Here is a 25,199-nt window from a genome sequence, read left to right on the forward strand (position 1 = left end):
TTTACTTGCACAAAACCGAAATAAACGCAAAGCTTGTGTGCATATATGCACAGAGGTGGTTATGGATAAATTCACAGATTGGCAGGATCTTAAGGTCGCTTATACGGTTGCCAAGCTTGGTACCTTATCAGCGGCGGCAGAGCATTTAGAGATCCACCACAGTACGGTACTGAGGCGAATAAATAGCTTAGAAGAAGCACTGGGAACGCGGTTATTTCACCGTCATGCCCGAGGTTATCAGGTAACACAGGCAGGAGAAAAGTTACTTGCGACGGCGAGTCAAATAGACGAGCGCTTGATGGAGTTGAGTGCTTCTATTGTTGCTTCGGACAGCCAGCTTAGAGGTAAGCTTTTGGTGACAACGGTCAGTGGTTTTATGGATATGCTGTCGGAGCCTTGTTTGACTTTTCAGCAATTACACCCACAGGTACAACTTGAAGTCATTCTCGACCAAAAGCGTTTACGCTTAGATCATGGACAGGCGCATGTTGCGGTGAGGGCAGGACCAAAGCCCGATGAGCCCGACTACATAGTGCAGCATCTAAATACTTTAGAAGCAGGCTTGTATGCGTCTTCAAGCTATATCAAGCGTATGGGGATCCCCAAAACACTTGAAGCGTTACAGACGCATTACTTTGTCTCTGGTGTGGCCGGGTTTAATGCAAGAGTGCCATATTTCGCTTGGGTAGATGAACATATCCCTGAGACACAAGTGACACTTAGGGTATCTGAAACGTCAGACGCGTCGCGTGCCATTGTTAACGGTTTAGGTATTGGTGGGCTACAGCACGATGTAGCAAAGCGTTATCCAGATTTACAGCCGGTGTTGCATGATGAGTTAAAATGGTTAAGCCAAGTTTGGCTAGTTACCCATGTACTGGTTCACCGAACTGCAAAAGTACAGGCATTGTGTGACGTGTTAAAGCGCCATTTTGCTAATTTGAGTTGAGGCTAATAGATTGAGCTCAGGCGCTATTTTTCCAGCTTTTTGCAGCTAACTTTACTGAGCACGACATAAGTATCTTTTTTCGGATAGTAGAGTACACACTGGGTGTAACGAAGCTGCAAGATGAAACTCTCATAAGCGAGATTATGGGCACCTAAAATTGGACTGCCATTGCCATCTAGGCTTTGGCCATGCTCAAGCAGTAGTGTTGGACTACGTTGAAAAACGGTGCTTGCGAGCGTCGGTGGTACGCCGCCTTTGAGTTTTACTATAGCTTGCTTGAGTTGTGATAACACCTCGGGCGTAGAAGCCGAGAGTACAGCCTCATTAACCGAAGTTGATGCAGGCGCGCTATTGCATGCTTGCATCAATAAAGCCAAAGCGATGATTTTCACCGCTTTTAGCGGCGCCATTATTGCGGCTCCTTAGGCTTCATTAAAATTGCATTTTCCCGCAGTGGATAGACTGGGAGCGTAACCGCATGCTCCTTATTTGGATACTGTGGCAGAGCAGTAGGCGCAAATTGCGCTACATTTGGGCAACGACCGGTATCTATATGTGTCAGTGCTGCGGCGAAAAGATCTTCCTCTTGACTGCCTAGCGGTGCTGAGAAGTCATCTGCGACAATACAGCCTGGCACTTGTGCGCTTAGGCCAATTTCACCACTGCTTGACGCTCCTGAAGGGGTAAAGCCATCGGCATAAGCATCAAAGCCCTTCGCATTTTCCGAACCAAACTGAATGGTATAGTAAACCGTGCCGCAGTTTTGTGCGGGCACAAAGCCATAGGGCTTACCTCGAGTGGTACCACCGATCAAAAAGACTTCAACATCAATGCCGCGCAGGCCATTAATTACATTTTCACTGGCAGAGGCCGTGCCTCGTGTCGAGAGGATATAAACTCTAGGTAAAGTTACCGTGGGTAAAGAGGTGGTTGTAAACTTGTTTTCAGCCCAGTTAATTGCTCTAGACTCAAAAGCGGTGCGCTCTTCTTCAGCAGTACGCTTGTCATTTAAGGTGCTATAAGTGAAGGTTTTGTTTAGGCTGCTGTTGCCCGCAACCATATAGCCTAGTTGCGCTGCCATAATGACGCGACCACCACCGTTGTAACGCATGTCGAGTACCAGGTCGTCTATTTGCCGTGTTTTAAATAGATTAAATGCTTCAATTAATCCTTCTTGGGCTGTTGGAATAAATTGATTGAACTGCACATACCCAACCTGCTTGCCGCCATAGCTAATGACTTTAGCGTTTTGCACCGGTGAGGTTTCAATATCGACTGAAGTCAGGGTGACGGATTTTTCGTTGCCTGATTTATCTTCTAATACAAAGTTATGTGGCTCGCTTTGCTCTGGTGACAGGCCTGCATTCAGCGCAGCGGTATTATCACTTGCAATAAAGTCGACGCCATCTATCGAGAGGATCTTATCTCCACGTACGATCCCTGCATTCGCGGCTGGTGAATTAGGCTCTACTGCGGCGACAGTAAAGTTACGTGGTGGCGATGTGGATATGGCTGCCCAACGAATGCCATAACCGGTTGCAACGCCCGATTGCGCTTCTTTTTGGAAGCTTTCATAAGATTCGTAGAAATGAAATTGATCTTTGGCATTGCCCGATGCCGTCGTTTGGTTTGTCTTTAATTGCTCGAAGTAATCAATAACAGTATCGAATTGTGTTGGGTCGTTATCTAGTACTTCGTCGTACCAAAGGTAGGTTTCGTTGGTAAAAGAGCGGAGCCACATTTTTTCATGCATCGCCGTACCAACCTTATCGGGATAAGGTTGGTCGTTGTTATATTTGTCTGTACCCGTTCTTGGGGAGGCACAATAATTAATAAACTGACTTGACGCAGGAAATTGATTAAACGTCCAAGTTGGCGGCTCGGTTTGTCCCGTATTATTACTAGGGTTATCGGTGGTTAATGAATCGTTGCCACCGCCACCACANGCTCATTGCTGTTGATGCGAAAACTAGAGTAATACGTTGCATCGTATTCACGTTCCTGTTTTAGTTGTATGACTAAAAACTAGCACCGCTTGGGTTATCTCGCAATCACTGTTTCTGCCAAGCCGTGAATAATTTCCGCTGTTGTGGGGAGATTTTTAGTCCGTAGGTTTTTTCCATATAAAAATACGCCTCAGCAATGCGTTTTCTTGCATATTCTGGTGGTTCAATTCGGCGTAATTTAAAGTCTATTTTCACTGGACATGCGCCATAGTTTGCTTCAGTGTTTGGTAACATGCCGAAACGAAAATTAGAGCGATCCCCATTAATTTCACCAATCGCTGGAGCGAGATTGTGAATATCGGCTTCCATCTTCCTAAATTGTTCACTAACCTTACGGCAGTGCTTTCTGCCGCCATCTTGCCAGCACTGCAACTGATGTCCAAATTCCCACGCGGGCACGATATGCTCCCACTCAATGCGCTGAGCACGGGCGTTTTCTTTGCCATTGCGAGTGTAAGGTAACCTCGGGGTATAACCACAACTTGCGGGATCAGGCACCAGCTTTTTGCCTTGCTTTTTGATATTACAATTACAATAAAGCGTGCGGGTATTGTCGGTAACTTGTTGTGATAAATGTTTCTTTGCTTTTGAGAAAGACGTGAATTCTTGAGCGTTAGCTGTTAATACAAATAAGCTAAGCGCTAAGATATAGCAATATCGTGGCATAACCTCTCACCAAATGGTGGAATACAGGGAATACCACTATATCAAAAAAATCATCAATACCAACAAGCGTATACGGTAAACCCCTTTATTTAATCAGTGCAGGGCGACGTTTTCGCCAAGGTGGAGATTGCAATAATAACAATATCCCTGTTAGACAAAAGAGCACACTCGTAGCGGCGAAAGAAATGAGCAAGGGGTTATTAAAATCCTCACGTTCGTCGTAATCCATAATGTGTAACATCCAAAAAAAATCAAAGATGCGCCACAACGTGCTACGCACCGTCACAACTTCACCGCTAGTTGCACTTAGATACAGCGTGGTGGAGAGGGTATCGTTATATTCGACTCGCCAAACATCTTCCTTGTAACCTGCTTCTCTGGGGGCTGTGGCAAGTCGTTCAATATGGCTCACATCCGCTGCAATTAATAGGTGTTGCTTGGCCTGTTGTATTATTTGCTGTTGATTTGGAGTGGTAAAAGGTGCGCCTGTTATTCCGTTGAAAATGAGCTTTTCATCTTGGTTTAGCTTGATGATGGGAGTATCGAGAAAATGGCCGAACTGGATTTGGCGCACTTGCACCGTGCTTTGTACTAACTGATTGAGATCAGCTTGGTACGCGGCGGTGGGAAAGGGGTTGTCTAAGCTTCTATGCGCTAAGTGTTTACCATGGATCTTTGCCAATGGGATCGCGCTCATGACCAGCCCGCCTAATAGCCAAGCAAAGATCTGTAAAAACAATAAATAGCCAAGGTACTTGTGGAGTTTACGTGCGGGTTTTAGCAGTTTTTTAATCATCACAATATGTTATTCTAGTTGCTCGTGAGTATGATAACTATAATGCACGGTGCTTAGAATGTGACAAATTGTCGCATTGTCCAATAAGTAATGTCCTTATCACACTGATAAATAAGTCATTACTAGATTTAGCTTTACAAGGTAGCTTTTAATACATGTCTGAAATTCAATTTTTAAATGTCGATTTGGAACTGGAGTCAAAGCAGGATATCAGTGCGCTAGTTTCGGATTTAAAGAAAAATGCTATCGTGCTGCATTACGATCAAGATGACTATCGTCAATTGGCTCGCATCGAAGCAAATACCAATGAATTAACCCCTGATAAAGCGATTAACCAACTGTGTGAGTTAATTGAGTCTTGCTCTAAAGCGGCACTTAAGCAATGGCTAGGTTGTACCAAGCGAACTTTTGACATTGGCTTTAACTCAGGCAAGTCACCCAAGTGCTTTTCGCAAGCACTACAGGCCGATACGTTGCTTAGGATCTCTGCAATAGGTGCCGGTATAGAAATTACTATCTACCCAGTAGAAGAATAAAAACTCTAAAAGCTAGATTAAATTGTTTTATATGTTAACCATGTTAACGTGTTGATAATTTACTTTTGTTGTTTTATCTTGTTTATTCCATAACACGGATTATTTCTAGGAACGCAAGATGAAACAACATGTAACCCTCTCTACACTAATGATAGCCATGCTCGGCGGAATGTCTTTCGCAAGTTCTGCGGCAGACAAGGTTAATCTTAATACCTACAGTTCACTTAAGCAGCTTGATAAATTTAACGCTGCACCAGTTCAAGTTGCTGATATAAAAAAGCAAATTGCGAAAAAATTAGCGCTATCACTTAATCACTTAGGTCCCCAAGTTCAAACTCAACTTAGCCAGTATCAGGATGCAGTTTCACTGGAGCAGCTACAAGTTCAGGGGTCAACTAAGCAGCTCATGACAGAAGCGAGCCAGTACACTCGCTCATTAAAAGGCCTGACTGACTATAGCTCTAATCTATACCAGCTGCGTATTGCTTCTAGCGAAATGCTAACAAAGTGGCAACAAGGTGAAGCGCCATTAATTGCTTTTGCGCCTAAAGGTGATGATAAGCACTGGCAATATGTAGAGGCTTTTGATGAGCACGGTCAATTGCATTTACTTGACGCACATACAATGCCAGAGCGACCTGTGCTAATCGTTGAACTTGATAGTGATAAGGTAAAACAAGAAGGCATTCAGGTAATGAAGCAAGTGTTTGCCAAGCAAGGCTTGGCAATGCCACCAACAGCTGTGCAGAGCAACGATGATGCTGAGCCGATTTCAACCAGTGTATTGAAGAAAATCAGACTAAATGACGATGAAGAGCCTTGGGTATCTGGGGCTGCGGAAGTTTACGGCATTGTAACAGGCGTCAACCCATCCCGAGATGAGCCTGTTCTAGATATTGTGGATATGCCATATTTGGACCACGATGGTACGGACTATACGCCTAACCAAATTATCATTCATTGGGAGCGATATCGTTGGCAAGCGGCAGATTTATTGCTGATGGAGCAAGACGACAATACTAACTATCAAGACTTAGCAACAACACTTTTGGATATTGTGACGCAAGTGATGCGCGCTATTCCTGATCCTAATGTTCAAGGCTATGCGATTATCCCGCAACTGACGAATCAATTGATCAAAGCAATGCCAAGCCATTGGTTTACTAACGATGATGACTATGTTGATGTATTTTACACCTTGTTTGAAGGACAAACTTACAACGGGCATATGGGCGCAAGTGGTAATGCGAAAGTGACGATTGAGCCACTTACAATTAATCCTCGCTAAATATTAGCCAAAATGATGTTATCGAAAAAGGCCAGTTACTGGCCTTTTTTATTTCTTTTTATTTATAGTTACCAAATTGCTTCGACAAACTCTGGATGGTCTACAAATGGATTTCGGTTACCCTGAAATTCATAAGCCGCTTGGTTGCGCGTTTGCTCTAGGGCATCGACAGGATCTTCGTTATGCCATCTTTTTAGCATGTTGACGACCCAAGTTTCGAATACCTGGTGTTGTGTGCCATTGAGTACTGCATTGCTGTAGCTGGTATTATTTTGCCAGTTTGCAATCACATCTTGATAACGTGTTGCCATATAAAAGTAGACACGAGCAAAATCGCCTTTGAAATTGTCAATTGGCTCAAATACAGTGCCACTGTAATTAATACCAGATGCTGAACCTAGACGACTCCCGTTACTAGAGGTATAAGAAGCGCTTCCTACTTCACCAAATGGATAATTACTGCGCTTTGAATTTACATAGCCATCGGAAGCAAAAATATGATGGATATCCGAATTCATCGGTTCTACTTGACCGCCAAACCAAGATTTGGGGAAGGAGTGTTCTCGGTTATAGCAATCGCCTTCGCTTCTGTAACTGCCGCACTGGGATCCTGTAGAAACATAGCTAACACTATCATTTGCCGTTGGCTTCTCAGAGTAGCGATCTAAGATGCTGTTATCTTTTTCAAAATGGCGATCGCGCTCGTTCTGATCGATAAAGCCCCAAATAGCAGAATAACCTTGTGATTGGTGGTTACGAATAATCTGGTGTAACTCTGTTTTCAGTGCATAACCGCTAAGTCCAGCAGTGGAAGCATAGTAACCATCGCCTGAAGGAGGAGGCGTGGTTGTGCCAAGCGTAAAGGTATGATCTTGACGATTGCTGAACTGGCTGCCGGAAGCGAGCGTTGTACCCGCATGCGTTAAGGTATATTGGCCATTACCATTGGTGCAACAAATCCCGTCGCCATAGCTGTCTAAAATCGTAAAGGTATAACTACCGTCGTTAAGGCATAGGTTTTCGTTTACCGATTGATTATTGCTATAGCCACTACCACTAGCAACGGTTGTGTTTGCTGTATTAGTGATTTGCCAGCTTGTTTCGCTACCATAATTATCGGTCATCAAAGCGAGAGTGACACTATTATTTTGACAGCTCTGAGGCGGCTCTGGCGTGGTAGAAGTTGGACCAAAGCCGTCAACGTAGACAATTTCATTACCGTCAAAACCACTGCCATCGTAAAAACGTAAGCCAACATTAATCGCAGTGGTTGCAGTTGCGGTATAGGTATAGCTAAGTTGTTGCCACTGCCCGACATTGAACTGATCAGAATAGCCATGATAGCCGTCCACCACTAATCGTGCTTTGACACCACCTTCTGTGTGATAGACCCAAGTGCTAAATTGATAGCTTTTACCCGCTTCAACGTTTACTTGCTGTTGTAAGTCTGTGCTACTTTGTGTTGCAGTAGTTACCTGCACCGCTGCGGCAAGATTACCGTCTTTTATTGGCGTCGTAACCGAGCTAAGTGTGATGCCCGAGTCTATCGTCGTCCATCCACTAGGGACTTGACCACTCCAGCTCTCGAAACTGCCATTTGTCACCTGTGCGGTAGCGCTAATACTCAGTAAAGCGCAGCATGATCCGAAGATCAGACCTTTATATTTCCCGTGTTTCATTATTACTCTCATTATTTTGATTATCTATATTATAGTTTGTCTGTATATGACAGTTTGATTTTGCATCAAAACTGTTACGGCAATGTTAAACTTTTTAGCGGTTAAATATCGAACTTCTTTTAATCTGTTTTCTTTGGACTTTTCAATCTTCAATAACTAAAAGGAATATAAAAGCAGATTCTATTCTTTTTGATCTCTCAATTTGCCACGTATGCTTCACGCTAATAAAAGTAGGCTACGCTCTGTGCGAGCCAGTTATGCAATGAGCAAGCAAAACCTTTTGGGTACGGGGATCCATGATGTTGTTAAGTCAACTTAATGCTGCAGCAAGTCCGCTGACACATGAACAACTGCAAAAACTACAAGGCTTAGTTGGAGAGTTAAATCCAATCCAACAGGCATGGGTAAGCGGCTATTTAGCTGCAACCGCAAATTCAGCTGCATTATCAGGTATTGCTGGACAAGCAACAGCGGGCGCTGACGAGTCTGCACCTCTGACTATTTTATTTGGTTCACAAACCGGTAACGCAAAAGGGGTTGCAAACCAAATTAAAGCTCAGGCGGAAGCGCGTGGCTTGACGACTAAGTTGGTCAATATGGCTGACTACAAACCTGCCAACCTGAAGAAAGAGAAATTCTTAGTGATTGCTGTCTCTACTTACGGAGAGGGGGAGCCACCAGAAGATGCAGAAGCATTGCATGAATTCTTAGCGGGTAAGAAGGCGCCTAAACTGGAAGGTGTAAAGCAAGCTGTGATTGGCCTTGGTGATTCAAGTTATGAATTCTTCTGCCAAACGGCAAAGGATTTTGAAGCGCGCTTGGCTGCCCTTGGTGCTGAAATTGTTGTGCCGCGAGCTGACTTAGATGTGGATTATGAAGCTGAAGCCGAGGCGTGGATCGCACAGGCGCTAGATGCATTAGAGCCTGCGCTTAAAGCTCAGCAGCAAGCAGGTGGTGGTAACGTTATCAGCATGCCGTTTGGCGTTCCTCAGGCAGCAGCGAGCCAATATACAAAGCAAAACCCATTTGCGGCTGAGTTGAGTGTGGTACAAAAGATCACTGGCAGAAACTCAAGCAAAGATGTGCGTCACATTGAAATTTCGCTTGAAGGTTCCGATATCACTTATCAGCCGGGTGATTCACTTGGCGTGTATTTCTTAAATGACCCACAAGAAGTGGCGGCGGTGATCGATGCCTTAAAACTCGACAAAGCACAAACCGTAAAAATAGGTGAACTCACCGTTTCATTAGAAACGGCGTTAATTGAACATCTTGAGCTAACACAGTCGTATCCTGGCTTTGTTGAAAAGTATGCGATTGCGACTGGGAATGAGGAGCTAAGCGCACTTGCAAACGATAAAGCGGCATTGCGTGCTTATATTGAAGAGCGTCAAATCTTTGATGTGATTAAGCAAAACCCTGAGAGCATTGAGGCGCAAGCACTAGTTGATTGCTGTCGAAAATTACAAGCGCGCCTGTACTCTATCGCGTCAAGCCAAGCAGAGGTGGAAGAAGAGGTGCATTTAACCGTAGGTTTAGTTGAATTTGATACCTTTGGTGAAAAGCATTTTGGCGGCTGTTCAGGTTATTTAGCGAATCGTGCTGAAGAAGGTACGAAAGTGAAAGTATTCAGTGAGCATAACGACAACTTTAGGTTACCTGTCGACAATGCTACACCTGTGATCATGGTTGGCCCAGGTACAGGTATCGCACCGTTCAGAGCCTTCTTGCAAGAGCGTGAGGCGCGTGACGCTGAGGGTGAAAACTGGCTGTTCTTTGGTAATCCACACTTTACAGAAGATTTCCTTTATCAAGTAGAAATTCAAAATTACGTAAAGTCGGGTTTATTAACACATGTAGATTTGGCATTTAGTCGTGATCAGGCTGAAAAGATTTACGTGCAAGATAGACTGCGCGAGAAGGGCGAAGCTGTATTTGCATGGCTTGAAAAGGGCGCCCATTTTTATGTCTGTGGTGACGCTAGCAGAATGGCCAAAGATGTACACCAAGCACTTATCGACATCATTAAAACCCATGGAGGGAAAGATGATGAACAAGCTGAGCAATATCTTAAAGCATTGCGTAGCGCAAACCGTTATCAGAAAGACGTTTACTAACGCGTCTTGTTATACCGTCAGCCAATTTTAATGTAGGAAAGACAATGAGCAACTCTGAAATAAAACCGAATAGTAAGCTCGATGCAAGCGCAAAGTTTTCTGATAATGAGCGTTTGAAGTCACAAAGTGCCCACTTACGTGGCACAATTTCAACGGATCTGACCGATCAACTAACCGGCGGCTTTACTGCGGATAACTTCCAATTAATCCGTTTCCACGGTATGTATCAGCAAGACGACCGCGATATCCGCCCAGAGCGCACTAAGCAACGCCTTGAGCCACTGCATAACGTGATGCTTCGTGCTCGTATGCCTGGTGGTATCATTAAACCACATCAGTGGTTGGCGATTGATGAGTTTGCAGCGGATAAAACCATGTATGGCAGCATTCGTCTGACAACGCGTCAAACTTTCCAGTTTCACGGTGTACTGAAGCCAAACATCAAAGGGATGCACCAGCTGCTGAATAGCGTAGGTATCGATTCTATTGCGACGGCGGGGGATGTAAACCGCAACGTGTTATGTACAACTAATCCGGTCGAGTCTGAGTTACACCAAGAAGCGTACGAGTGGGCGGCTAAAATTTCAGAGCACTTGCTGCCAAAAACTAAAGCTTACGCTGAGATCTGGCTGAACGGTGAAAAAACCGAGACAACGGCAGAGCCGATTTTGGGTGATACGTATTTACCACGTAAGTTCAAAACTACTGTGACTATCCCTCCGAACAATGAAGTCGATGTGCATGCCAATGACCTCAACTTTGTTGCTATTGCAGATGAGGGCAAGCTAGTTGGCTTTAATGTGCTAGTGGGTGGTGGTTTGGCGATGACCCATGGTGACGTTAATACCTATCCACGTAAAGCAGATGAGCTTGGCTTTATTCCGCTTGAGCATACACTTGCCGTTGCTGAGCATGTGGTTTCTGTGCAACGTGACTGGGGTAACCGAGTAAACCGTAAAAATGCAAAAACCAAATATACGCTAGATACATTTGGTACTGAGGTGTTTAAAGCGGAAGTTGAAAACCGTGCCGGTATGACGTTTGAGCCAAGCCGTCCTTATGAATTCACTCACCGTGGCGACCGCTTTGGTTGGGTTGAAGGTATTGATGGTAAGCATCACTTAACAGTGTTTATCGAAAATGGCCGTATTTTAGATTTCCCAGATAAACCACTTAAAACAGGTTGTCGCAAAATTGCAGAAATCCACAAAGGGGATTTCCGCATGACTGCAAACCAAAACTTAATTATTGCTGGAGTTGCAGCTGAGGATAAAGCGCAAATCGAACAAATTGCCCGCGAGCATGGTTTGATAGATAGCAAACATTCAGAGCAGCGCAAAAACTCGATGGCGTGTGTATCGCTACCGACGTGTCCACTTGCGATGGCAGAGGCGGAGCGTTATTTACCTGAGCTTGTGACAAAGGTAGAAGGGTTGCTCGCCAAGCATGAGGTTGCTGAAGAGAATATTATCCTTCGTGTAGTTGGCTGCCCTAACGGCTGTGGCCGAGCGATGCTAGCCGAGGTTGGATTCGTGGGTAAAGGACCTGGTAAATACAATATGTATTTAGGTGGTAACCGTGCTGGTACTCGCATTCCTAAGCTGTACTTGGAGAATGTTGGCGAAGACGTATTCTTGCCAGCGCTAGATGAGTTGATTGGTCAGTGGGTCAGTGAGCGCAACGAAGATGAATGTTTTGGTGACTATGTCATCCGCAAAGAAATCGTTGCGGAAGTAAAAGTGTCAAAAACTGATTTCCACGCTTGATATAGAACGGGCAGCTACGTTGCCCATTGGATGAGAAAATGAGTGATTTTAAGCAAATATTGACTCTGGACCGTGCAACTCAGCAGATGCTACTCGCGGATGCTAATGCCCTACTGAGTGATAAAACTGCCGAGCAGAGAGTGGCTTGGGCATTGGAAAACTTACCGGATACTCACTTTTTGTCTTCTAGTTTCGGTATCCAAGCTGCGGTTATGTTACATCTTTTGACTCAGCAGCAGCCTGATATCCCCGTGGTACTTACCGATACGGGCTATTTGTTTCCTGAGACGTATCAATTTATTGAGTCACTGTCAGATCGTTTGGCACTCAATCTTAAGATATACCGTGCAAAGCAGAGTCCTGCTTGGCAAGAGGCTGTGTATGGTAAGTTATGGGAGCAAGGCGAAGAAGGTATTAAAAAATACAATACGCTAAACAAAGTTGAGCCGATGACTCAAGCGTTACGCGAACTTAGCGCAGGTACTTGGTTCAGTGGCTTACGTCGTCAGCAATCTTCAACGCGTGCGGATAAGCCAATCGTTGAGCTCAGTCGCGGCACGGTCAAGTTTTACCCTATTATTGATTGGCATAATCGTGACGTGTATCAATATCTTACAAAATTTGATTTGCCTTATCATCCGCTCTGGGAACAAGGCTATGTTTCTATGGGGGATGTTCACACCACCCGTAAACTTGAGCCTGGCATGACAGAGGAAGAAACACGCTTCTTCGGTCTGAATCGTGAATGTGGGTTGCATATTGATGGTGATGGTATTTAGATCCGTAATGTTCATTTAGTAGATTTGAGTGTGGCAGGCTTTTTGACTTGGAAATTCCCAGCGATCGGCCATACTTAGTCTATTATTTGTTCAAGGTCTTGGAGGTGGCTTTGATCTACTTTCCAAAGACGATATTATTATTGCTACTTAGTTGTACTCTGTCTTTTCCCGGCCATGCTAAAACAGCAAAAGAGGGCAAAACATTTATCAACTTTGCAGTGCAATATTATCCTCCCTTTATTATCGAACATGCCCAAGAGCAGGGCGTACTCATTGATATTTTCGAGCTGTTTGCAGCACAATACCATTACCAACCAAATTACCCTGTTTATCCAGAAAAGCGTTCGTCTATAGAAATCGAGCGAGGAAATGTTGATGTGCGGATGGAGTCTGAACATTGGTATCGTGGCACAATGCAAATGTGTTGGAGTGAGCCAATTTACACAATCGAAGATGTATTTGTTACACACAAGCAGGCTGAACAATTTGATGTAAACGGCTTCAATGAACATCTATTTTTAGGTCGATTTGGTTACACCTATCCTCAGTTAGAGCCGTATTTTGACAGTAATTTGCTGCAGCGCAAAGACTATTACTCGGAATTTGATATCTTATCCGTGCTTGCAGGCGGAAGTGACAAAAGTCTCGCTTTTTCTATTGTTGGCGAACCAACACTGCGTTGGTTACAGCTGAAATATCCAGTATTAAAAAGTACTATCAGCGTGCGCGGCGTTTCGGATGTGGCGCCGTTACAATTGCAGTTTGGTCGCACTCAAAGAGCAAAAAAGTTGTGTGATGACTTTAATCACTTTTATGCTGACTTTAAAAAAACGGAGCAATTTAAGCAGATACTGTTAAAGTATGGGCTCTAAGGAAAGTCAGAGTATGAAGATGAAAGCCGCAAGTTACTTGATGATTATGATAATGCTGGTGGCGTTAGCCAGTTTATTTGTATTGAAGCGCCCTGATGGAAAACCATGGTTAAGTGTAAATTCTTTGACCAACAAGGTTGAGCAGCAGGTAACAGAATTAACGGTTCAAGGTGTGACAGCGCTTGATAAAGTAAAAACACACACGAAGAAGCTAGTGAGTGACGACACTCAACAGCCCACATCTGGGGTACAAGTATATCGTTGGCAGGACGCAAAAGGGCAATGGCATTACTCAGATAAACCCAATCCAAACGGCGAGTCGCAGCATTATCAACTAGATGAGCGCAAAATTACCGTGATAGCAGCTGAAGACACAAGCATTCTGAATAAACAGCCAGAGCAAGCCGCAAGTAAAGAAACCGCTTCGGCATTACCAACTGTATTAAATCCAAAAGCGGTAAAACAGGTCATGGAGGATGCGAAAAACATCCAACAGCTGATGGATGATAGAACGAAACAGCTCGACAAGGCACTGGAGGAAAACCAGCGCTAAAGTCGTTGTTCAATATATTCAGCAATGGCAAGACTTGCAGTCAGTCCCGGTGACTCAATCGCCATTAAGTTAACAAAGCCTGATATTCCATGGTTTGCCTCGAACTGGATTACAAAGTCGCTTTGCCGATCTTTGCTTAATTTAGGTCTTATCCCAGTGTAATCCGCTGTGAGCCTACTCTCATCCAGAGTCGGCCAGTATCGCTTTATTGCGGTGACAAAGCGCGCTTTTTGGGAGTCATCAAACTGATAATCTATGTTTTCAATATAGTCGGTATCAGGGCCAAACTTGAGTTGCCCAGCTAAATCCAATGTCGCGTGTACGCCTAATCCATGCGTGTTAGGGAGAGGGTAGATGAGCTGTTGAAAAGGGTGCTTACCTTGGTAGCGATAGTAACGGCCGCGACAATAATAGGCGATGGCTTTGTCGCTATCACCGGTAATTTTATTGAGTACATCAGGGGCGTTCAGCCCAGCGCTGTTTATCAGCTGGCTACAGCCCATTTCGAACTGCTCGCCATCGCAGCGCAACGCAACAATAAAATCACTGCCTAATTGCTGTGCGTGCATAAACTCACTTTGCGTCGCAACAATCCCCCCATTACTTTCAATCTCAGCGATGAGTGACAGCATAAATTGGTGGCTGTCTACAATACCGGTGGAGGGAGAGAATAGTGCGCTATGTATTTTCAAATAGCTGAGCTGTTGCTCGATGGTCTTGGATGAAGCAAAGTCAAGATCCGTGACAGAGTTAGCGTGGGCACGCGTCTTTATTTGTTCTAAGCTTTGCGCTTCCTCTTCGGTTGTCGCAACAATGAATTTACCGAGTCGCTGAAAGGGGATGTTTAGCTGTTCACAGTGTGTGTAAAGGAGTGCTTTTCCTCGAATGCAGAGCTGGTGCTTTAAGCTACCATAAGGGTAGTAAATGCCCGCATGGATCACTTCGCTATTACGGCTACTCGTATGCTCACCCACACGAGATTCTTTATCGATAACAATAACGCTGCGGCTATGGCTGAGTTTTGCTGCTATTGCTAAGCCTACAACGCCAGCGCCAATAATTAGGGTGTCGACCTTTTCCACAAACTGAGTACCTTCATAAACGTAGACGCTCAGGGTGCAGTAAAACCAACCCAATATCAAGCTGGTATACGCTAATCTCGGTGCTCTCGACGCATTAGCAAAATGGTCAGATATATTTTAGTCGGTAAAGAACAAATGAGACCGAGCGCGACACAGCTCGCACCAATTATAAAGCCGCTCGGGCCTAAATCATTTAACCAGTCGCTCGTTAACATGGTGTGGCCCGTGAAAATTAAAATCAATCCAGTCACGATGAGCATATGTAGAGGCCAAAGCCTTGGAGTTGACACAGCGCTACCTCACTATTCTTTGTGTTGCAACAATAATGAGGTGGGTTTGACTTTTTGTAGTTGTGATAGATCAAGTTTTAGCGTGATACTACGGCGGCGGTCATTCTGGAAATGCAGCATAGTTCATTGCGACTGTTTGTGATGCGGATCTCCCATACAGATGAACGTTTTCCTAGGTGCACCGGCTTAGCAATAGCTGTGAGCATGCCTGTTCTCGATGCTTTTAAGTGATTAGCATTGATCTCTTGCCCTACACAGTAGAATTGTTCGGTATCTACAACAAAGTTTGCTGCGTAACTTGCAACGGTTTCCGCTAAAGCAACGTTTGCGCCGCCATGGACCATACCCATGGGGTTGTGATGTTTAGGAATCGCAGGCATAGTCGCAACTAAGTAGTCGTCACCCACCTCGCTGATTTCTATTCCTAACGTTTTCATAAGCGTACCTTTACCTGTCATGCCGTCTTCCAGTTTTTTGCATAACTCTACACTTACGGGTTTGAACCAGATTGCCATACTTGTCTCTCTTTTAAATACATATGCTTACATTTTTTTACTATGGCGGTTTTTTTTCACAGTTACAATCGTTGCCTTGATATGAAGGGGGGAATTATGAAGGCATTATCACTGATCGGGCTGTTATTTTATTCAGGATTTAGTATGGCTAATTCTCACGAAATAAGCGTTGGCTTTGGTGAATTCTTAGAAGTTGAAGAGGGATTCTTGGGCGTTCAGTATCGACACTACCTTACTGAGTTAGAGAATGATGGTACACCCTATGGTTTACAGGGGTATCTGCAAAAGAGTAACAACTTCTCTGTAGGCGGTTTTAGAAATGATGATTGGCATCTTTACCAAGCTGATGCTGAATTTTTTATTGGGCGCGATTGGCGAGTTGCTGTTGATGTAACCCAATTTAGAGATGACTCTGCACTTTTTACTGCGACGCGAGATACGATAGCGTTGGTACAAGTGGGACGTTTTGTTAGTGAGAATATGCAGCTTGGTGTTACGCTCATCGGTGAGCGCTCAGAATTTGATAATTATGGAATGGATGAACGAGAAACAGAAACGGCAATAGCGCCATTTTTTCGTTATACAGAGATTGATAACGGTGTTGGATGGGATGTAAAAATGCAAAAAGTCGCAGCCGACATCGATTTTTGGCAGATCCATGCTGGTTATTATTTGGCTAAGGACTGGCAGGTGTCTGTATCAGCTCGATTACGTGAAGATGATTTTGATCAATCGGTAGTGGAATTACAGACCGATTATTGGTTTAGTTCACAATCGGCACTGAAGTTTGGAATTGGCAGTGCGCTTGATGATGGTGGCATCAATACCATTACGCTGATTTACACTCGCAGGTTTTAGAAAAGACGGGCGGTGCCGTCTTTTCCATTAAAGTATTGCCAAAAGAGACCTATAACATTTGCCTCAATACATACTGCAAAATACCGCCATGTTGGTAGTACTCCCACTCTTTAGGGGTATCGATCCGGATATCCGCCGAAAACTTGATTTCTTTGCCATCCGCATTTGTTGCCGTGACTATCACTTCGGTTGATGTGTCGTATATCCCTTCAATTTCAAACGCTTCTTCGCCAGTTAATCCCAGCTCTTCGTGGCCATCATTCGATTTAAATTGTAGCGGTAAAACCCCCATACCAATGAGGTTTGAACGGTGAATACGCTCGTAGCTTTTAGCAAGTACGGCTTTAATCCCAAGTAGTAAAGACCCTTTAGCGGCCCAGTCTCGTGATGAACCCGTGCCGTACTCACTGCCCGCGAGCACAACGAGTGGCGTATTACGCTGCTGGTATTGCTCTGCCGCATCGAAAATACTCATAAGTTCGCCCTCAGGTAATAGGCGAGTAATACCACCTTCGGTACCCGGAGCCAATTGATTGCGTAAACGTACGTTTGCAAACGTACCTCGCATCATGACTTCGTGGTTACCACGACGCGAACCATAAGAGTTAAAATCAGCTTGTTTCACTCCTTGCGCTTGTAAATACTCCCCAGCTGGTGCCGAAGCTTTAATATTACCTGCTGGAGAAATGTGATCAGTCGTCACTGAGTCGCCCAGTTTGGCGAGACAGCGTGCGCCTTTGATACTGGGGATCCCTGGCGGCTCTTTACTCATATCATCAAAGAAAGGGGCTTTTCGTATATAAGTAGATCTATCTTGCCAATCATAGCGTTCACTCTGATTTACCGCGATTTGTTGCCAATGTTGGTCGCCTTGGTAAACGTCTGCATAGTTCTTCTCAAACATGGCTTGTGTGACTGTCTGAGACACAAGTTCACTGACTTCAGAGACCGATGGCCAAATGTCTTTTAAGAACACATCCTGGCCATCTTCGGTTTGGCACAATGGCTCATTGTAGACATCGATATCAGTGCGACCTGCAAGTGCATAGGCAACAACAAGTGGCGGCGAGGCGAGGAAGTTCATTTTGACATCTTGGTGGATCCGTCCCTCAAAGTTACGGTTTCCTGATAAGATGGAACTGACAACCAGCTGATGTTTAACGATGGCTTCGTTAATTTCTTTCGGTAAGGGACCTGAGTTGCCGATACAAGTCGTACAGCCATAGCCCACTAAATCAAAACCTAGCTCTGCAAGTGGTTCCAATAGGTCGGCTTGTTTTAGGTAATCGGTAACTACTTTTGAGCCTGGAGCCAATGAGGTTTTCACCCAAGGCTTAGGTTTTAAGCCAAGTGTCTTTGCTTTTTGTGCAACAAGGCCAGCGGCAAGAATAACACTTGGGTTAGAGGTGTTTGTGCAACTGGTGATGGCGGCAATAACACAGGTGCCATCGACCAATTCAAACTCTTGATCTTTAAATGTAACCTTACCGACGCCAAGCGTCGCGGGCTCATCTTGATCAACTCGAGAAGTCCCGCCTTCACCAACAGTGCGAGCTTCATCTTGATCTGACACGGCTTTTTTTTCACTGCGCTCATGTTGGAATTCACCTAAATGGGCTTGAATTGTTTTGCCTGCGTCATTGAGAGGAATTCTATCTTGTGGTCGCTTTGGACCTGCAAGGCTTGGAACCACTGTCGCTAAGTCTAGTGTCAGTACGTCGGTGTAAAGTGGTTCATCTCCTGGTTCTCGCCACATGCCTTGATGTTTGGCATAACCTTCGATTAATGCAATTTTTTCTTCATCACGATTGGTTAGTCGTAGATACTCCAAGGTTTCGTTATCAATGGGGAAAATACCGCAGGTTGCCCCATATTCAGGTGCCATGTTGGCGATGGTGGCACGATCGGCAAGTGGTAAGTCTGCTAAACCATCACCAAAGAATTCGACAAACTTACCCACTACGCCGTGTTCACGTAGCATTTGTGTCACGGTGAGTACCAGATCGGTTGCGGTTGTGCCTTCAGGTAACTGTCCTTCCAGTTTAAAACCAACGACCTGAGGAATGAGCAGCGAAATTGGCTGACCAAGCATGGCGGCTTCGGCCTCAATGCCGCCTACGCCCCAACCTAAAATGCCAAGACCGTTGATCATTGTGGTATGAGAGTCAGTTCCCACTAATGTGTCAGGGTAGGCGAATGGCATACCATCGATTTCTTTTTCGAATACGACACGTGCTAAATACTCTAGGTTAACTTGGTGCACGATCCCGGTTGCGGGTGGCACCACTTTTAGATTGTCAAACGCGCCTTGCCCCCAGCGCAAAAATTCATAGCGCTCTTTGTTGCGTTGGTACTCTAACTTAGCATTAAGGTCAAAGGCACCATCGTGGCCATATTCGTCTACTTGTACTGAGTGGTCTATGACCATTTCAGCGGGTGATAAGGGGTTGATTTTATTTGGATCGCCGCCGAGTTTTGCCATAGCGTCACGCATTGCTGCAAGATCCACGATGGCTGGTACGCCTGTGAAGTCTTGCATTACGACGCGCGCGGGCGTAAAAGCAACTTCTTTACTTGGTTTATCTTCCGGCTTCCAGTTGAGCAAGGCATCGATGTCTTGTGCAGTCACGTTTTTGCCATCTTCATGACGCAGTAAATTTTCTAATAAAATTTTAAGCGAAAACGGTAATCTTCTTGCCCTATCGCTTAAAGCTGGAAGTGAGTGAATATGGACCTGACGCTCGCCGACGGTAAGCTGAGTCAGGGTGTTATATGAATTATTCATGCTTGACCCTTTCCTTATACCAACTGCACTTAAGATTTGCTCTATATAAGAGGGGAGTAGAGCATCCAATTAAATGAATTGGTTTTGTTCTAAAAATGCATAACAAGGTGCATAGAATGTACCAGTTGCAGACTTGCCGTTTTTTTGTACTGCTATAGTCCTAGTGTTGATTGGACACTTTTTCAAGGGGGAAGTGCACTTTCGCGAAGCATCGGTGCACTAAAAAGGTGAGCATTTTTGTAATTAAATACGTCAGCGTGTGAGATTGCTAGCCAAAGGAAATGGGTTTTCGGCCTGTATTTTTGTCCACTTGTGTGTAAGATTTTCCTGACTTTTGTCGTTTTTTCTTACTCGGCGTTGGTGCCGTTTCGGCGCGTGGAGTGGCAACTGCACGCGGTTGCGGCGTTGCATCAGGTGCTAAGGTTAAATGAAATTCATCACCATCAAAATGCAGAATATCGCCTGAATAAATCTTTTTACGTTTTTGCGTACATATTTCATCGTTGACTGCTACATAACCTTCAGTGATCAATAACTTAGCATGTCCACCAGTTTCTGCTAAGTCGAGCACTTTCAAAAGGTTACACAATTCTATCGGCTCTTCTTCGAGCTCAATTTCAATAAACCCATCTTGCATTTTCATAACCTCAACATGCCGTATTTACCTAACACAGCCAGTGTCTTATTGCCTTATACGACAGTATATAAAATTACTGCGGTGAATGACGAAACTTTTTCGTTAAATCCGGGGTCTTTAACATTACTGAAGCATTTGGTGTGTATCTTGCACGCCGTCCACGCGATTTGTTTTTATCAGTATTTTATGGAGGCAACGATGGGTATTCGCACAGCATTAAGAAAAGAGCTTATGAATGTAGATAAGACAGATCTAATGACCGCGGATGATGTACGTCACTATGTCAATGAGTCTCTCACACAAGCCAAGGATAAGCTTTCTGTCATCTCCCGATTTAATGAGCATCATAGTCAGGTGCAAGCAGGGCTGCCAAGTCAGGAACTACACCTACGTCATCAACAGCATCGATTGTTTAAAGATATTCTTTACCCTAAATCTTCTGTTGAAAATTGGTTGTCTAGGTGTTAATTTGAAGTCTTAATAAGACTGAGGTTGAAGCATACTTCCCTAGGAAGGTGCATTTCAAACCGAGGCGATAACACCAAGGATGACAATGCAACGTATCTTCGCAATTGCTACTTTATTATTGGGCGGCTGTAGCACCCAAACTTTACATATCTTTGAATCCGGCCTCGATGAAGGTACTAGAGCTAACTTAGTTCAAGCATTAGAAAAGCGAGATATTCATTATCGTTTTACCGAGCTTCCCGTACCGCTACAATATGAGAGCGCACAATTAAATATTCCACCGATGACTTCAGGCGACAATTGGCTTAGGGATGTTGAATATGTAGTGAAAGAGATTGGTTTTGATACGCTGACAATTTCAGAATTTAATATGGAAGGGCACCGTTATACACCGAATAACGCGGGGTTGTATCTGGTGCAAAACAGAGCTGCTCAAGCATTGCCAGATCTATTGTTTGCCCACCAATGTAAAGATGATTCTATCCAATTGCAGCTGAAACCCAATGGTCATTGGCAGCAGGTTGGCACTGAGTATCGGGGGCGTTGGACCTATAAAAGTAATTCTCTTACGCTCACGTGGCATGAGAAATCCGAGCAGCACCCCTACCAGCAAGTGTATGCCGAGCGTGAACATACAGTGCAGACATTACAGGGACCCAAGCCTGCAAAAACATTTACCCGCCAGCAGCTTTTCGATGGGCCTGTGCCTGTATTTAACTGTGACTTACAAGTGATCTTTGCTGAGTGAGTTAATAACTCGTTGGGCTCGTGACACTTGCTGCAGGCCGAGTTTCACCTGTTTCGTGGCGGGGACAAATGGAGTAGGAGCCGTTTGCGAGCTTTGAATCACAGGATATTCATGAAGCAAATTAGCATACATGGATTGAGTACTCGGTTTCAGCAAGAAATCAATAAATAGCTCGGCATTGTGTGCATTGGGTGAATGCTTTGCTATCGCAACCGTGGTGGTAGATATAGGCGTTTTTCCCGAGTGCATTTTCAGAAAGTGGATCTCTAGCTGTTCGGCAAGTGCCTTATCGCGCTTATTCTCGGAGTGCTGCATCATGCTCCAGTAATAGTGATTCGCCAGCGCAAATTCACATTGACCTTGCGCAAGCGCTCGGAGTTGATCTCTATCTCCCCCCACAGGACGCTTTGCTAATAGCGTATTAGCGTGGTTGAGCCATGAGGAGTCATTATTGTTTGAAGAAGCATAGAGGCTCGATGCTAACGTCAAGTTATAACTATGAGACCACTGGCGAATGCAAAACTTACCCTTGTAAAGCGATTTATCTAAATCCGAAAAGTGTTCGGGCAAGGGTGTAGAAACACCTTTTTTACGGAATAATGCGCGTGTCCTTATCGAAACACTGAGCCAACGCTTATCATCATCCTTGAGTTCAGGATTTACTGCTTGCCAATTTGTGATCTTGTCGATAGGACGCAGTAGTGCTTTGTAATCATGCAGCTGAATTAGATCGGAGGTGAGCAACACATCGGCCTTTGAGTCCGCGCCATCGCTTTTGAGACGCTCAAGCAGTTGTGCTGATTTACCATTTACGAGGTTTACGGTGATCCCAGTCTCTTTTTCAAATGCCTGGAGGACAGGTTGAATTAATTCATATTTTCTAAATGAATAGACGTTTACTTGCGAGGTGTGGGGTTGCTTCGCAACCGCTTGACCAAAATGTACCCAAAAGAGTAAAAAAAGGAAAAGTTTACTTTTATTCATTGCAAATAAGAATTATTATCGAATGGGTGTAGCATACAATGTTCGATGAAGATGTCCAGACTTAAACGACGCGTTTTTACAAATGCCATTCTCCATAGCGCTCAGCAGGTTTTTAAGCGAAGGCTTCCTGTGCTGGGGTTCATCTTGCTGTTCGCCTGTTTGATATATGTTGGCTTGATAGCGAATGTTTACTACCAAAACCAATCAGAAAGCAAAAGCGCGCAGGAGCTGACGCGGTTAGAGTACTTGCTGGATAGTAAGTTGCAACACGTTGCCCATCTACTGTATTCGATAGACGCCTATCTCAACACCCATCAAGATGCAGACTTTTATGAGATAGCGCAATCACAGCTTACCACGGCGAATTTAGGGTTGAGTATGGAAACACACGCAGTGGTTTCACCTGGACAATTCTCCATATTAGAGAAAGTGCAGCGAGAAAGAGGGTATTTTGACTTTAAAATTAGAGGCAATCTAGATAAACACGCTAAGCAATGGTTAGTGGTGACCCGTGCTGCACCTGTGTCTGAAGTTGGTCAGACCGTCGGGCAGGCGGAGGTGCTTGAGAGAGATATTTTTGCAGAGCGGGATGAGAATGACTTAACGACCTATGTCTGGCCAAATAGGCAAAAACTCAGTGTATTGATTGAGCAACCGCGTTTTGGAGAGTTTAAAACGCTACTGGGATTAAGTTTTGAGTTACCTTTTTTATTGGATTCATTATTTGGCCAATTATATCAGCAGCGCAAGCAACACTTATTGGTCTCTTCAAAAAAAGAAATTATTTATAGCTCCGATTGGCAGAAGCGCTTCGACCTTCATAATTTAACGCCAAGTGCGGTGCACACCATTAATTTTTATGGTTTGCCCATTACCATGCAGTTGTATGATGAGGCGTGTTTACATCCAAGTTGGTTAAATAACCATAGCGTACTGATTGTACTCTTTTTAGCTATTCTGGCCGCCTGTATTTTATTGGTGTGGCTCCAGCTAAGACAACTGAAAAATCGCAATGACACCGTCAATAATTTAGTTGTTGAAAGAACTAAAAGCCTAGAGGTGTCTAAGCACAGGTTACAAGTCGAATCTAATAAGCGCTTAGGGGCTTTGCAGCAACAGGTCGCTGCAGAGCGTAAGTATAAAAGTTTATTCGTTAATAGCCATGAAGGTTTATTTGTACTAGACCGCCGGGGCTACATTATTGACTCCAACCCCGCTTTCAATGCGTTACTTTTTGGTGGGCGTATTCCTTCGCCAAATACAGACTTTAGTGCACTTATGCAAGACTCTGAGTGTCATGAGCAGTGGAACCTGATTGTTGCCACGAAGCAAGCTCACCAAGAAATGGAGTGGTTAGCAAAAGCAGAATCAGGAGAGCATATCTGGCTTAGACATTCTGGGCATTGGCTGCATCAACCGGATAGTTGCCTGTATGAGGGGAGAGTGACGGACATTACTCAGGCTAAACTGTTCCAAGAACAATTGCGATATAAAGCGCAACATGACAGCTTGACCGATCTGCTAAATCGTCAGAGCTTTGTGTCTTTGGTTGATAAGCTCCGTGAGCGTAAACGCGCCAAGTTTACTTTGCTATATATTGACTTAGACCGCTTTAAGTTAATAAATGATACCTTAGGCCATCAAGCCGGCGATAAGCTGCTTATCGAGTTTGCAACAAGAATGCGTATGCTGCTTAGTAGCTATGCCGATATAGCCCGGCTTGGCGGTGATGAATTCGCCGTTCTTATTTACGATGAGCATCTACATGAACCAATAGAGGGTGTGCTTGAAGATATTCTTGCGCGGATCCGAGCGCCATTTCTGTATCAGGGTAACAGTCATTGTGTTAGTGGTAGCGTTGGCGTACGCCACTTTACCGTTCCGTGTCTACATTGCGATGCTGAGAAGCTACTACATGATGCCGATATTGCAATGTATGAGGCAAAGAAGCGAGGTAAGAACACTTATCATATATTCACGAATGCTATCGCTTGCGAAGCAGGTCGAAAGATCCAGATTGAGCAAGCGCTACAGGCAATAGTGATGTCTCGCGAACTAAGCCTGAATTTGCAACCCGTTTATTGTCAAAAAGGGCAGAATTTAAAAGGGTTCGAAGCGCTACTACGCTGGAATAGTCCAACGCTCGGAGAAGTAAGTCCTGCTGAATTTATTCCCATCGCAGAACAATGTGCGAAGATTTCAGAGCTTGGTCGCTGGGTATTTGATCAGGCGCTCAATTTTATCAATGTCATAGGAGACAGTACCCTTTTTGTCGCGGTTAATGTTTCTCCGTTGCAACTCCAGTCGCAGGAATTTATCGATTGGTTAGTGTCTCGCTGTGAGGATGAAAATGTTGCGATGAAACAAATTAAGCTTGAGTTGACAGAATCAGCCATGATGGCAGAAGAAAACATGCTTATAGGGCCGCTGGAGCAACTTCATCAAGCGGGATTTGGCATCTATATTGATGACTTCGGCACAGGTTATAGCAGCCTTGCGCGGCTTAATCATCTTCCCGTGGATGGTATTAAAATAGATAGGGCTTTTATGTCCGACATTGAGCTGGGCGGTAAGGCGACGCAACTCATTGAAGCGATTTGCGCGATTGCGCACAGCTTTAACCTTGTAGTGACAGCCGAGGGCATTGAAACGGCAGCGCAGCTTGATACGTTATCAAGGCTTTATTGTCATCAAACGCAGGGCTATCTTATGTCGAAGCCGCTGGTTGTGGCCGAAGCCAAACGCCTTGTTTCACCGAACAAAAAAGTGCATCAGTTATTTGCTTAGTTAAATAAGTAAGCAGAGGTTTGGATAACAAGGTGACA

Annotated in this window: 23 protein-coding genes; 12 read left to right on the plus strand and 11 right to left on the minus strand. The window is 44.5% G+C overall.

Annotated features, from left to right (window positions below):
- The first annotated feature begins 61 nt into the window (after positions 1–61).
- Entirely contained in the window at positions 62–949 is an 888-nt protein-coding gene (locus CKO50_RS16430) for a LysR family transcriptional regulator (RefSeq protein ID WP_095729034.1), read from the plus strand.
- A gap of 23 nt (positions 950–972) precedes the next feature.
- On the opposite strand, the gene CKO50_RS16435 is transcribed toward CKO50_RS16430, so the two are convergent.
- The 4 genes from CKO50_RS16435 to CKO50_RS16450 all read right to left on the minus strand — a co-directional run bounded on the left by CKO50_RS16435 (position 973) and on the right by CKO50_RS16450 (position 4,417).
- Complete coding sequence (locus CKO50_RS16435) at positions 973–1,359, minus strand: hypothetical protein (RefSeq protein WP_095729035.1); 387 nt, start codon at positions 1,357–1,359, stop codon at positions 973–975.
- A complete protein-coding gene (locus CKO50_RS16440) occupies positions 1,359–2,702 on the minus strand; it encodes a S41 family peptidase (RefSeq protein ID WP_255230118.1) in 1,344 nt (447 codons plus the stop codon). Before CKO50_RS16440 ends, CKO50_RS16435 begins: the two co-directional genes overlap by 1 nt.
- Before the next feature lie 298 nt (positions 2,703–3,000).
- A complete protein-coding gene (locus tag CKO50_RS16445; RefSeq protein ID WP_095729036.1) occupies positions 3,001–3,621 on the minus strand; it encodes an endonuclease in 621 nt (206 codons plus the stop codon).
- An 85-nt stretch (positions 3,622–3,706) separates the two neighbouring features.
- The gene (locus CKO50_RS16450) at positions 3,707–4,417 is read right to left on the minus strand and encodes a hypothetical protein (RefSeq protein ID WP_095729037.1); all 711 of its coding nucleotides are present in this window, start codon (positions 4,415–4,417) and stop codon (positions 3,707–3,709) included.
- 155 nt (positions 4,418–4,572) lie between these two features.
- On the opposite strand from CKO50_RS16450, the gene CKO50_RS16455 reads away from it, so the two are divergent.
- Both CKO50_RS16455 and CKO50_RS16460 read left to right on the plus strand, forming a co-directional pair.
- Positions 4,573–4,953, plus strand: a complete 381-nt coding sequence (locus CKO50_RS16455; RefSeq protein WP_010376275.1) for a hypothetical protein — start codon at positions 4,573–4,575, stop codon at positions 4,951–4,953.
- Between the two features lie 118 nt (positions 4,954–5,071).
- Positions 5,072–6,241: a DUF3103 family protein gene (locus CKO50_RS16460; RefSeq protein WP_095729038.1), complete on the plus strand. Its 1,170-nt coding sequence runs from the start codon at positions 5,072–5,074 to the stop codon at positions 6,239–6,241.
- A 68-nt stretch (positions 6,242–6,309) separates the two neighbouring features.
- Here CKO50_RS16460 and CKO50_RS16465 read toward each other — a convergent pair whose 3' ends face one another.
- Positions 6,310–7,920, minus strand: a complete 1,611-nt coding sequence (locus CKO50_RS16465) for an endonuclease (RefSeq protein WP_095729039.1) — start codon at positions 7,918–7,920, stop codon at positions 6,310–6,312.
- A 299-nt stretch (positions 7,921–8,219) separates the two neighbouring features.
- Here CKO50_RS16465 and CKO50_RS16470 point away from each other — a divergent pair, with 299 nt between their 5' ends.
- The 5 genes from CKO50_RS16470 (at position 8,220) to CKO50_RS16490 (ending at position 14,007) form a co-directional block, all read left to right on the plus strand.
- Positions 8,220–10,037, plus strand: coding sequence for an assimilatory sulfite reductase (NADPH) flavoprotein subunit (locus tag CKO50_RS16470; protein WP_095729040.1), 1,818 nt, complete (start codon positions 8,220–8,222; stop codon positions 10,035–10,037).
- Between the two features lie 44 nt (positions 10,038–10,081).
- A complete protein-coding gene (gene cysI, locus CKO50_RS16475; RefSeq protein WP_095729041.1) occupies positions 10,082–11,803 on the plus strand; it encodes an assimilatory sulfite reductase (NADPH) hemoprotein subunit in 1,722 nt (573 codons plus the stop codon).
- Positions 11,804–11,841: 38 nt separating this feature from the next.
- The gene (locus CKO50_RS16480) at positions 11,842–12,582 is read left to right on the plus strand and encodes a phosphoadenylyl-sulfate reductase (RefSeq protein WP_095729042.1); all 741 of its coding nucleotides are present in this window, start codon (positions 11,842–11,844) and stop codon (positions 12,580–12,582) included.
- Between the two features lie 104 nt (positions 12,583–12,686).
- The gene (locus CKO50_RS16485; protein WP_176474689.1) at positions 12,687–13,454 is read left to right on the plus strand and encodes an amino acid ABC transporter substrate-binding protein; all 768 of its coding nucleotides are present in this window, start codon (positions 12,687–12,689) and stop codon (positions 13,452–13,454) included.
- A gap of 13 nt (positions 13,455–13,467) precedes the next feature.
- Positions 13,468–14,007 carry a DUF4124 domain-containing protein gene (locus tag CKO50_RS16490; protein ID WP_095729043.1) on the plus strand — a complete coding sequence of 180 codons (540 nt, stop codon included), beginning with the start codon at positions 13,468–13,470 and terminating at the stop codon, positions 14,005–14,007.
- Here CKO50_RS16490 and CKO50_RS16495 read toward each other — a convergent pair.
- The 3 genes from CKO50_RS16495 to CKO50_RS16505 all read right to left on the minus strand — a co-directional run bounded on the left by CKO50_RS16495 (position 14,004) and on the right by CKO50_RS16505 (position 15,894).
- The gene (locus tag CKO50_RS16495; protein ID WP_095729044.1) at positions 14,004–15,089 is read right to left on the minus strand and encodes an NAD(P)/FAD-dependent oxidoreductase; all 1,086 of its coding nucleotides are present in this window, start codon (positions 15,087–15,089) and stop codon (positions 14,004–14,006) included. The genes CKO50_RS16490 and CKO50_RS16495 overlap by 4 nt on opposite strands.
- Before the next feature lie 71 nt (positions 15,090–15,160).
- On the minus strand, positions 15,161–15,379 hold the full coding sequence (locus CKO50_RS24795) for a hypothetical protein (protein WP_095729045.1): 219 nt from the start codon (positions 15,377–15,379) through the stop codon (positions 15,161–15,163).
- A 77-nt stretch (positions 15,380–15,456) separates the two neighbouring features.
- Positions 15,457–15,894, minus strand: a complete 438-nt coding sequence (locus tag CKO50_RS16505; RefSeq protein WP_095729046.1) for a hotdog fold thioesterase — start codon at positions 15,892–15,894, stop codon at positions 15,457–15,459.
- Between the two features lie 144 nt (positions 15,895–16,038).
- On the opposite strand from CKO50_RS16505, the gene CKO50_RS16510 reads away from it, so the two are divergent.
- Positions 16,039–16,752: a hypothetical protein gene (locus tag CKO50_RS16510; RefSeq protein ID WP_255230132.1), complete on the plus strand. Its 714-nt coding sequence runs from the start codon at positions 16,039–16,041 to the stop codon at positions 16,750–16,752.
- A 49-nt stretch (positions 16,753–16,801) separates the two neighbouring features.
- Here CKO50_RS16510 and acnA read toward each other — a convergent pair whose 3' ends face one another.
- Positions 16,802–19,537 (minus strand): aconitate hydratase AcnA, encoded by a 2,736-nt coding sequence (gene acnA, locus CKO50_RS16515; protein ID WP_095729048.1) that lies wholly within the window; start codon positions 19,535–19,537, stop codon positions 16,802–16,804.
- A gap of 268 nt (positions 19,538–19,805) precedes the next feature.
- Positions 19,806–20,174, minus strand: coding sequence for an RNA-binding S4 domain-containing protein (locus tag CKO50_RS16520; RefSeq protein WP_045962213.1), 369 nt, complete (start codon positions 20,172–20,174; stop codon positions 19,806–19,808).
- A gap of 198 nt (positions 20,175–20,372) precedes the next feature.
- Here CKO50_RS16520 and CKO50_RS16525 point away from each other — a divergent pair, with 198 nt between their 5' ends.
- Positions 20,373–20,642, plus strand: a complete 270-nt coding sequence (locus tag CKO50_RS16525) for a hypothetical protein (protein ID WP_010607806.1) — start codon at positions 20,373–20,375, stop codon at positions 20,640–20,642.
- 85 nt (positions 20,643–20,727) lie between these two features.
- On the plus strand, positions 20,728–21,390 hold the full coding sequence (locus CKO50_RS16530; RefSeq protein ID WP_095729049.1) for a hypothetical protein: 663 nt from the start codon (positions 20,728–20,730) through the stop codon (positions 21,388–21,390).
- Here CKO50_RS16530 and CKO50_RS16535 read toward each other — a convergent pair.
- On the minus strand, positions 21,367–22,374 hold the full coding sequence (locus CKO50_RS16535; protein ID WP_095729050.1) for an extracellular solute-binding protein: 1,008 nt from the start codon (positions 22,372–22,374) through the stop codon (positions 21,367–21,369). The two genes, CKO50_RS16530 and CKO50_RS16535, sit on opposite strands and share 24 nt — an antisense overlap.
- 129 nt (positions 22,375–22,503) lie before the next feature.
- Here CKO50_RS16535 and CKO50_RS16540 point away from each other — a divergent pair, with 129 nt between their 5' ends.
- The gene (locus tag CKO50_RS16540) at positions 22,504–25,161 is read left to right on the plus strand and encodes a bifunctional diguanylate cyclase/phosphodiesterase (protein ID WP_255230156.1); all 2,658 of its coding nucleotides are present in this window, start codon (positions 22,504–22,506) and stop codon (positions 25,159–25,161) included.
- The last annotated feature ends 38 nt before the right edge of the window (positions 25,162–25,199 follow it).

The organism is Pseudoalteromonas sp. HM-SA03 (assembly GCF_002289345.1).
GTDB lineage: Bacteria > Pseudomonadota > Gammaproteobacteria > Enterobacterales > Alteromonadaceae > Pseudoalteromonas.

Bases quoted from the DNA above. Each gene is read 5' to 3' on its own strand.
- CKO50_RS16455 (WP_010376275.1), top strand. From the start codon at position 4,573: ATGTCTGAAATTCAATTTTTAAATGTCGATTTGGAACTGGAGTCAAAG.
- CKO50_RS16460 (WP_095729038.1), top strand. From the start codon at position 5,072: ATGAAACAACATGTAACCCTCTCTACACTAATGATAGCCATGCTCGGC.
- acnA (WP_095729048.1), bottom strand. From the start codon at position 19,537: ATGAATAATTCATATAACACCCTGACTCAGCTTACCGTCGGCGAGCGT.
- CKO50_RS16530 (WP_095729049.1), top strand. From the start codon at position 20,728: ATGCAACGTATCTTCGCAATTGCTACTTTATTATTGGGCGGCTGTAGC.
- CKO50_RS16445 (WP_095729036.1), bottom strand. From the start codon at position 3,621: ATGCCACGATATTGCTATATCTTAGCGCTTAGCTTATTTGTATTAACA.
- CKO50_RS16465 (WP_095729039.1), bottom strand. From the start codon at position 7,920: ATGAAACACGGGAAATATAAAGGTCTGATCTTCGGATCATGCTGCGCT.
- CKO50_RS16535 (WP_095729050.1), bottom strand. From the start codon at position 22,374: ATGAATAAAAGTAAACTTTTCCTTTTTTTACTCTTTTGGGTACATTTT.
- CKO50_RS16510 (WP_255230132.1), top strand. From the start codon at position 16,039: ATGGCTAATTCTCACGAAATAAGCGTTGGCTTTGGTGAATTCTTAGAA.
- cysI (WP_095729041.1), top strand. From the start codon at position 10,082: ATGAGCAACTCTGAAATAAAACCGAATAGTAAGCTCGATGCAAGCGCA.
- CKO50_RS16480 (WP_095729042.1), top strand. From the start codon at position 11,842: ATGAGTGATTTTAAGCAAATATTGACTCTGGACCGTGCAACTCAGCAG.
- CKO50_RS16490 (WP_095729043.1), top strand. From the start codon at position 13,468: ATGAAGATGAAAGCCGCAAGTTACTTGATGATTATGATAATGCTGGTG.
- CKO50_RS16505 (WP_095729046.1), bottom strand. From the start codon at position 15,894: ATGGCAATCTGGTTCAAACCCGTAAGTGTAGAGTTATGCAAAAAACTG.
- CKO50_RS16520 (WP_045962213.1), bottom strand. From the start codon at position 20,174: ATGCAAGATGGGTTTATTGAAATTGAGCTCGAAGAAGAGCCGATAGAA.
- CKO50_RS16440 (WP_255230118.1), bottom strand. From the start codon at position 2,702: ATGCATGAAAAAATGTGGCTCCGCTCTTTTACCAACGAAACCTACCTT.
- CKO50_RS16435 (WP_095729035.1), bottom strand. From the start codon at position 1,359: ATGGCGCCGCTAAAAGCGGTGAAAATCATCGCTTTGGCTTTATTGATG.
- CKO50_RS16525 (WP_010607806.1), top strand. From the start codon at position 20,373: ATGGGTATTCGCACAGCATTAAGAAAAGAGCTTATGAATGTAGATAAG.
- CKO50_RS16430 (WP_095729034.1), top strand. From the start codon at position 62: ATGGATAAATTCACAGATTGGCAGGATCTTAAGGTCGCTTATACGGTT.
- CKO50_RS16470 (WP_095729040.1), top strand. From the start codon at position 8,220: ATGTTGTTAAGTCAACTTAATGCTGCAGCAAGTCCGCTGACACATGAA.
- CKO50_RS16450 (WP_095729037.1), bottom strand. From the start codon at position 4,417: ATGATTAAAAAACTGCTAAAACCCGCACGTAAACTCCACAAGTACCTT.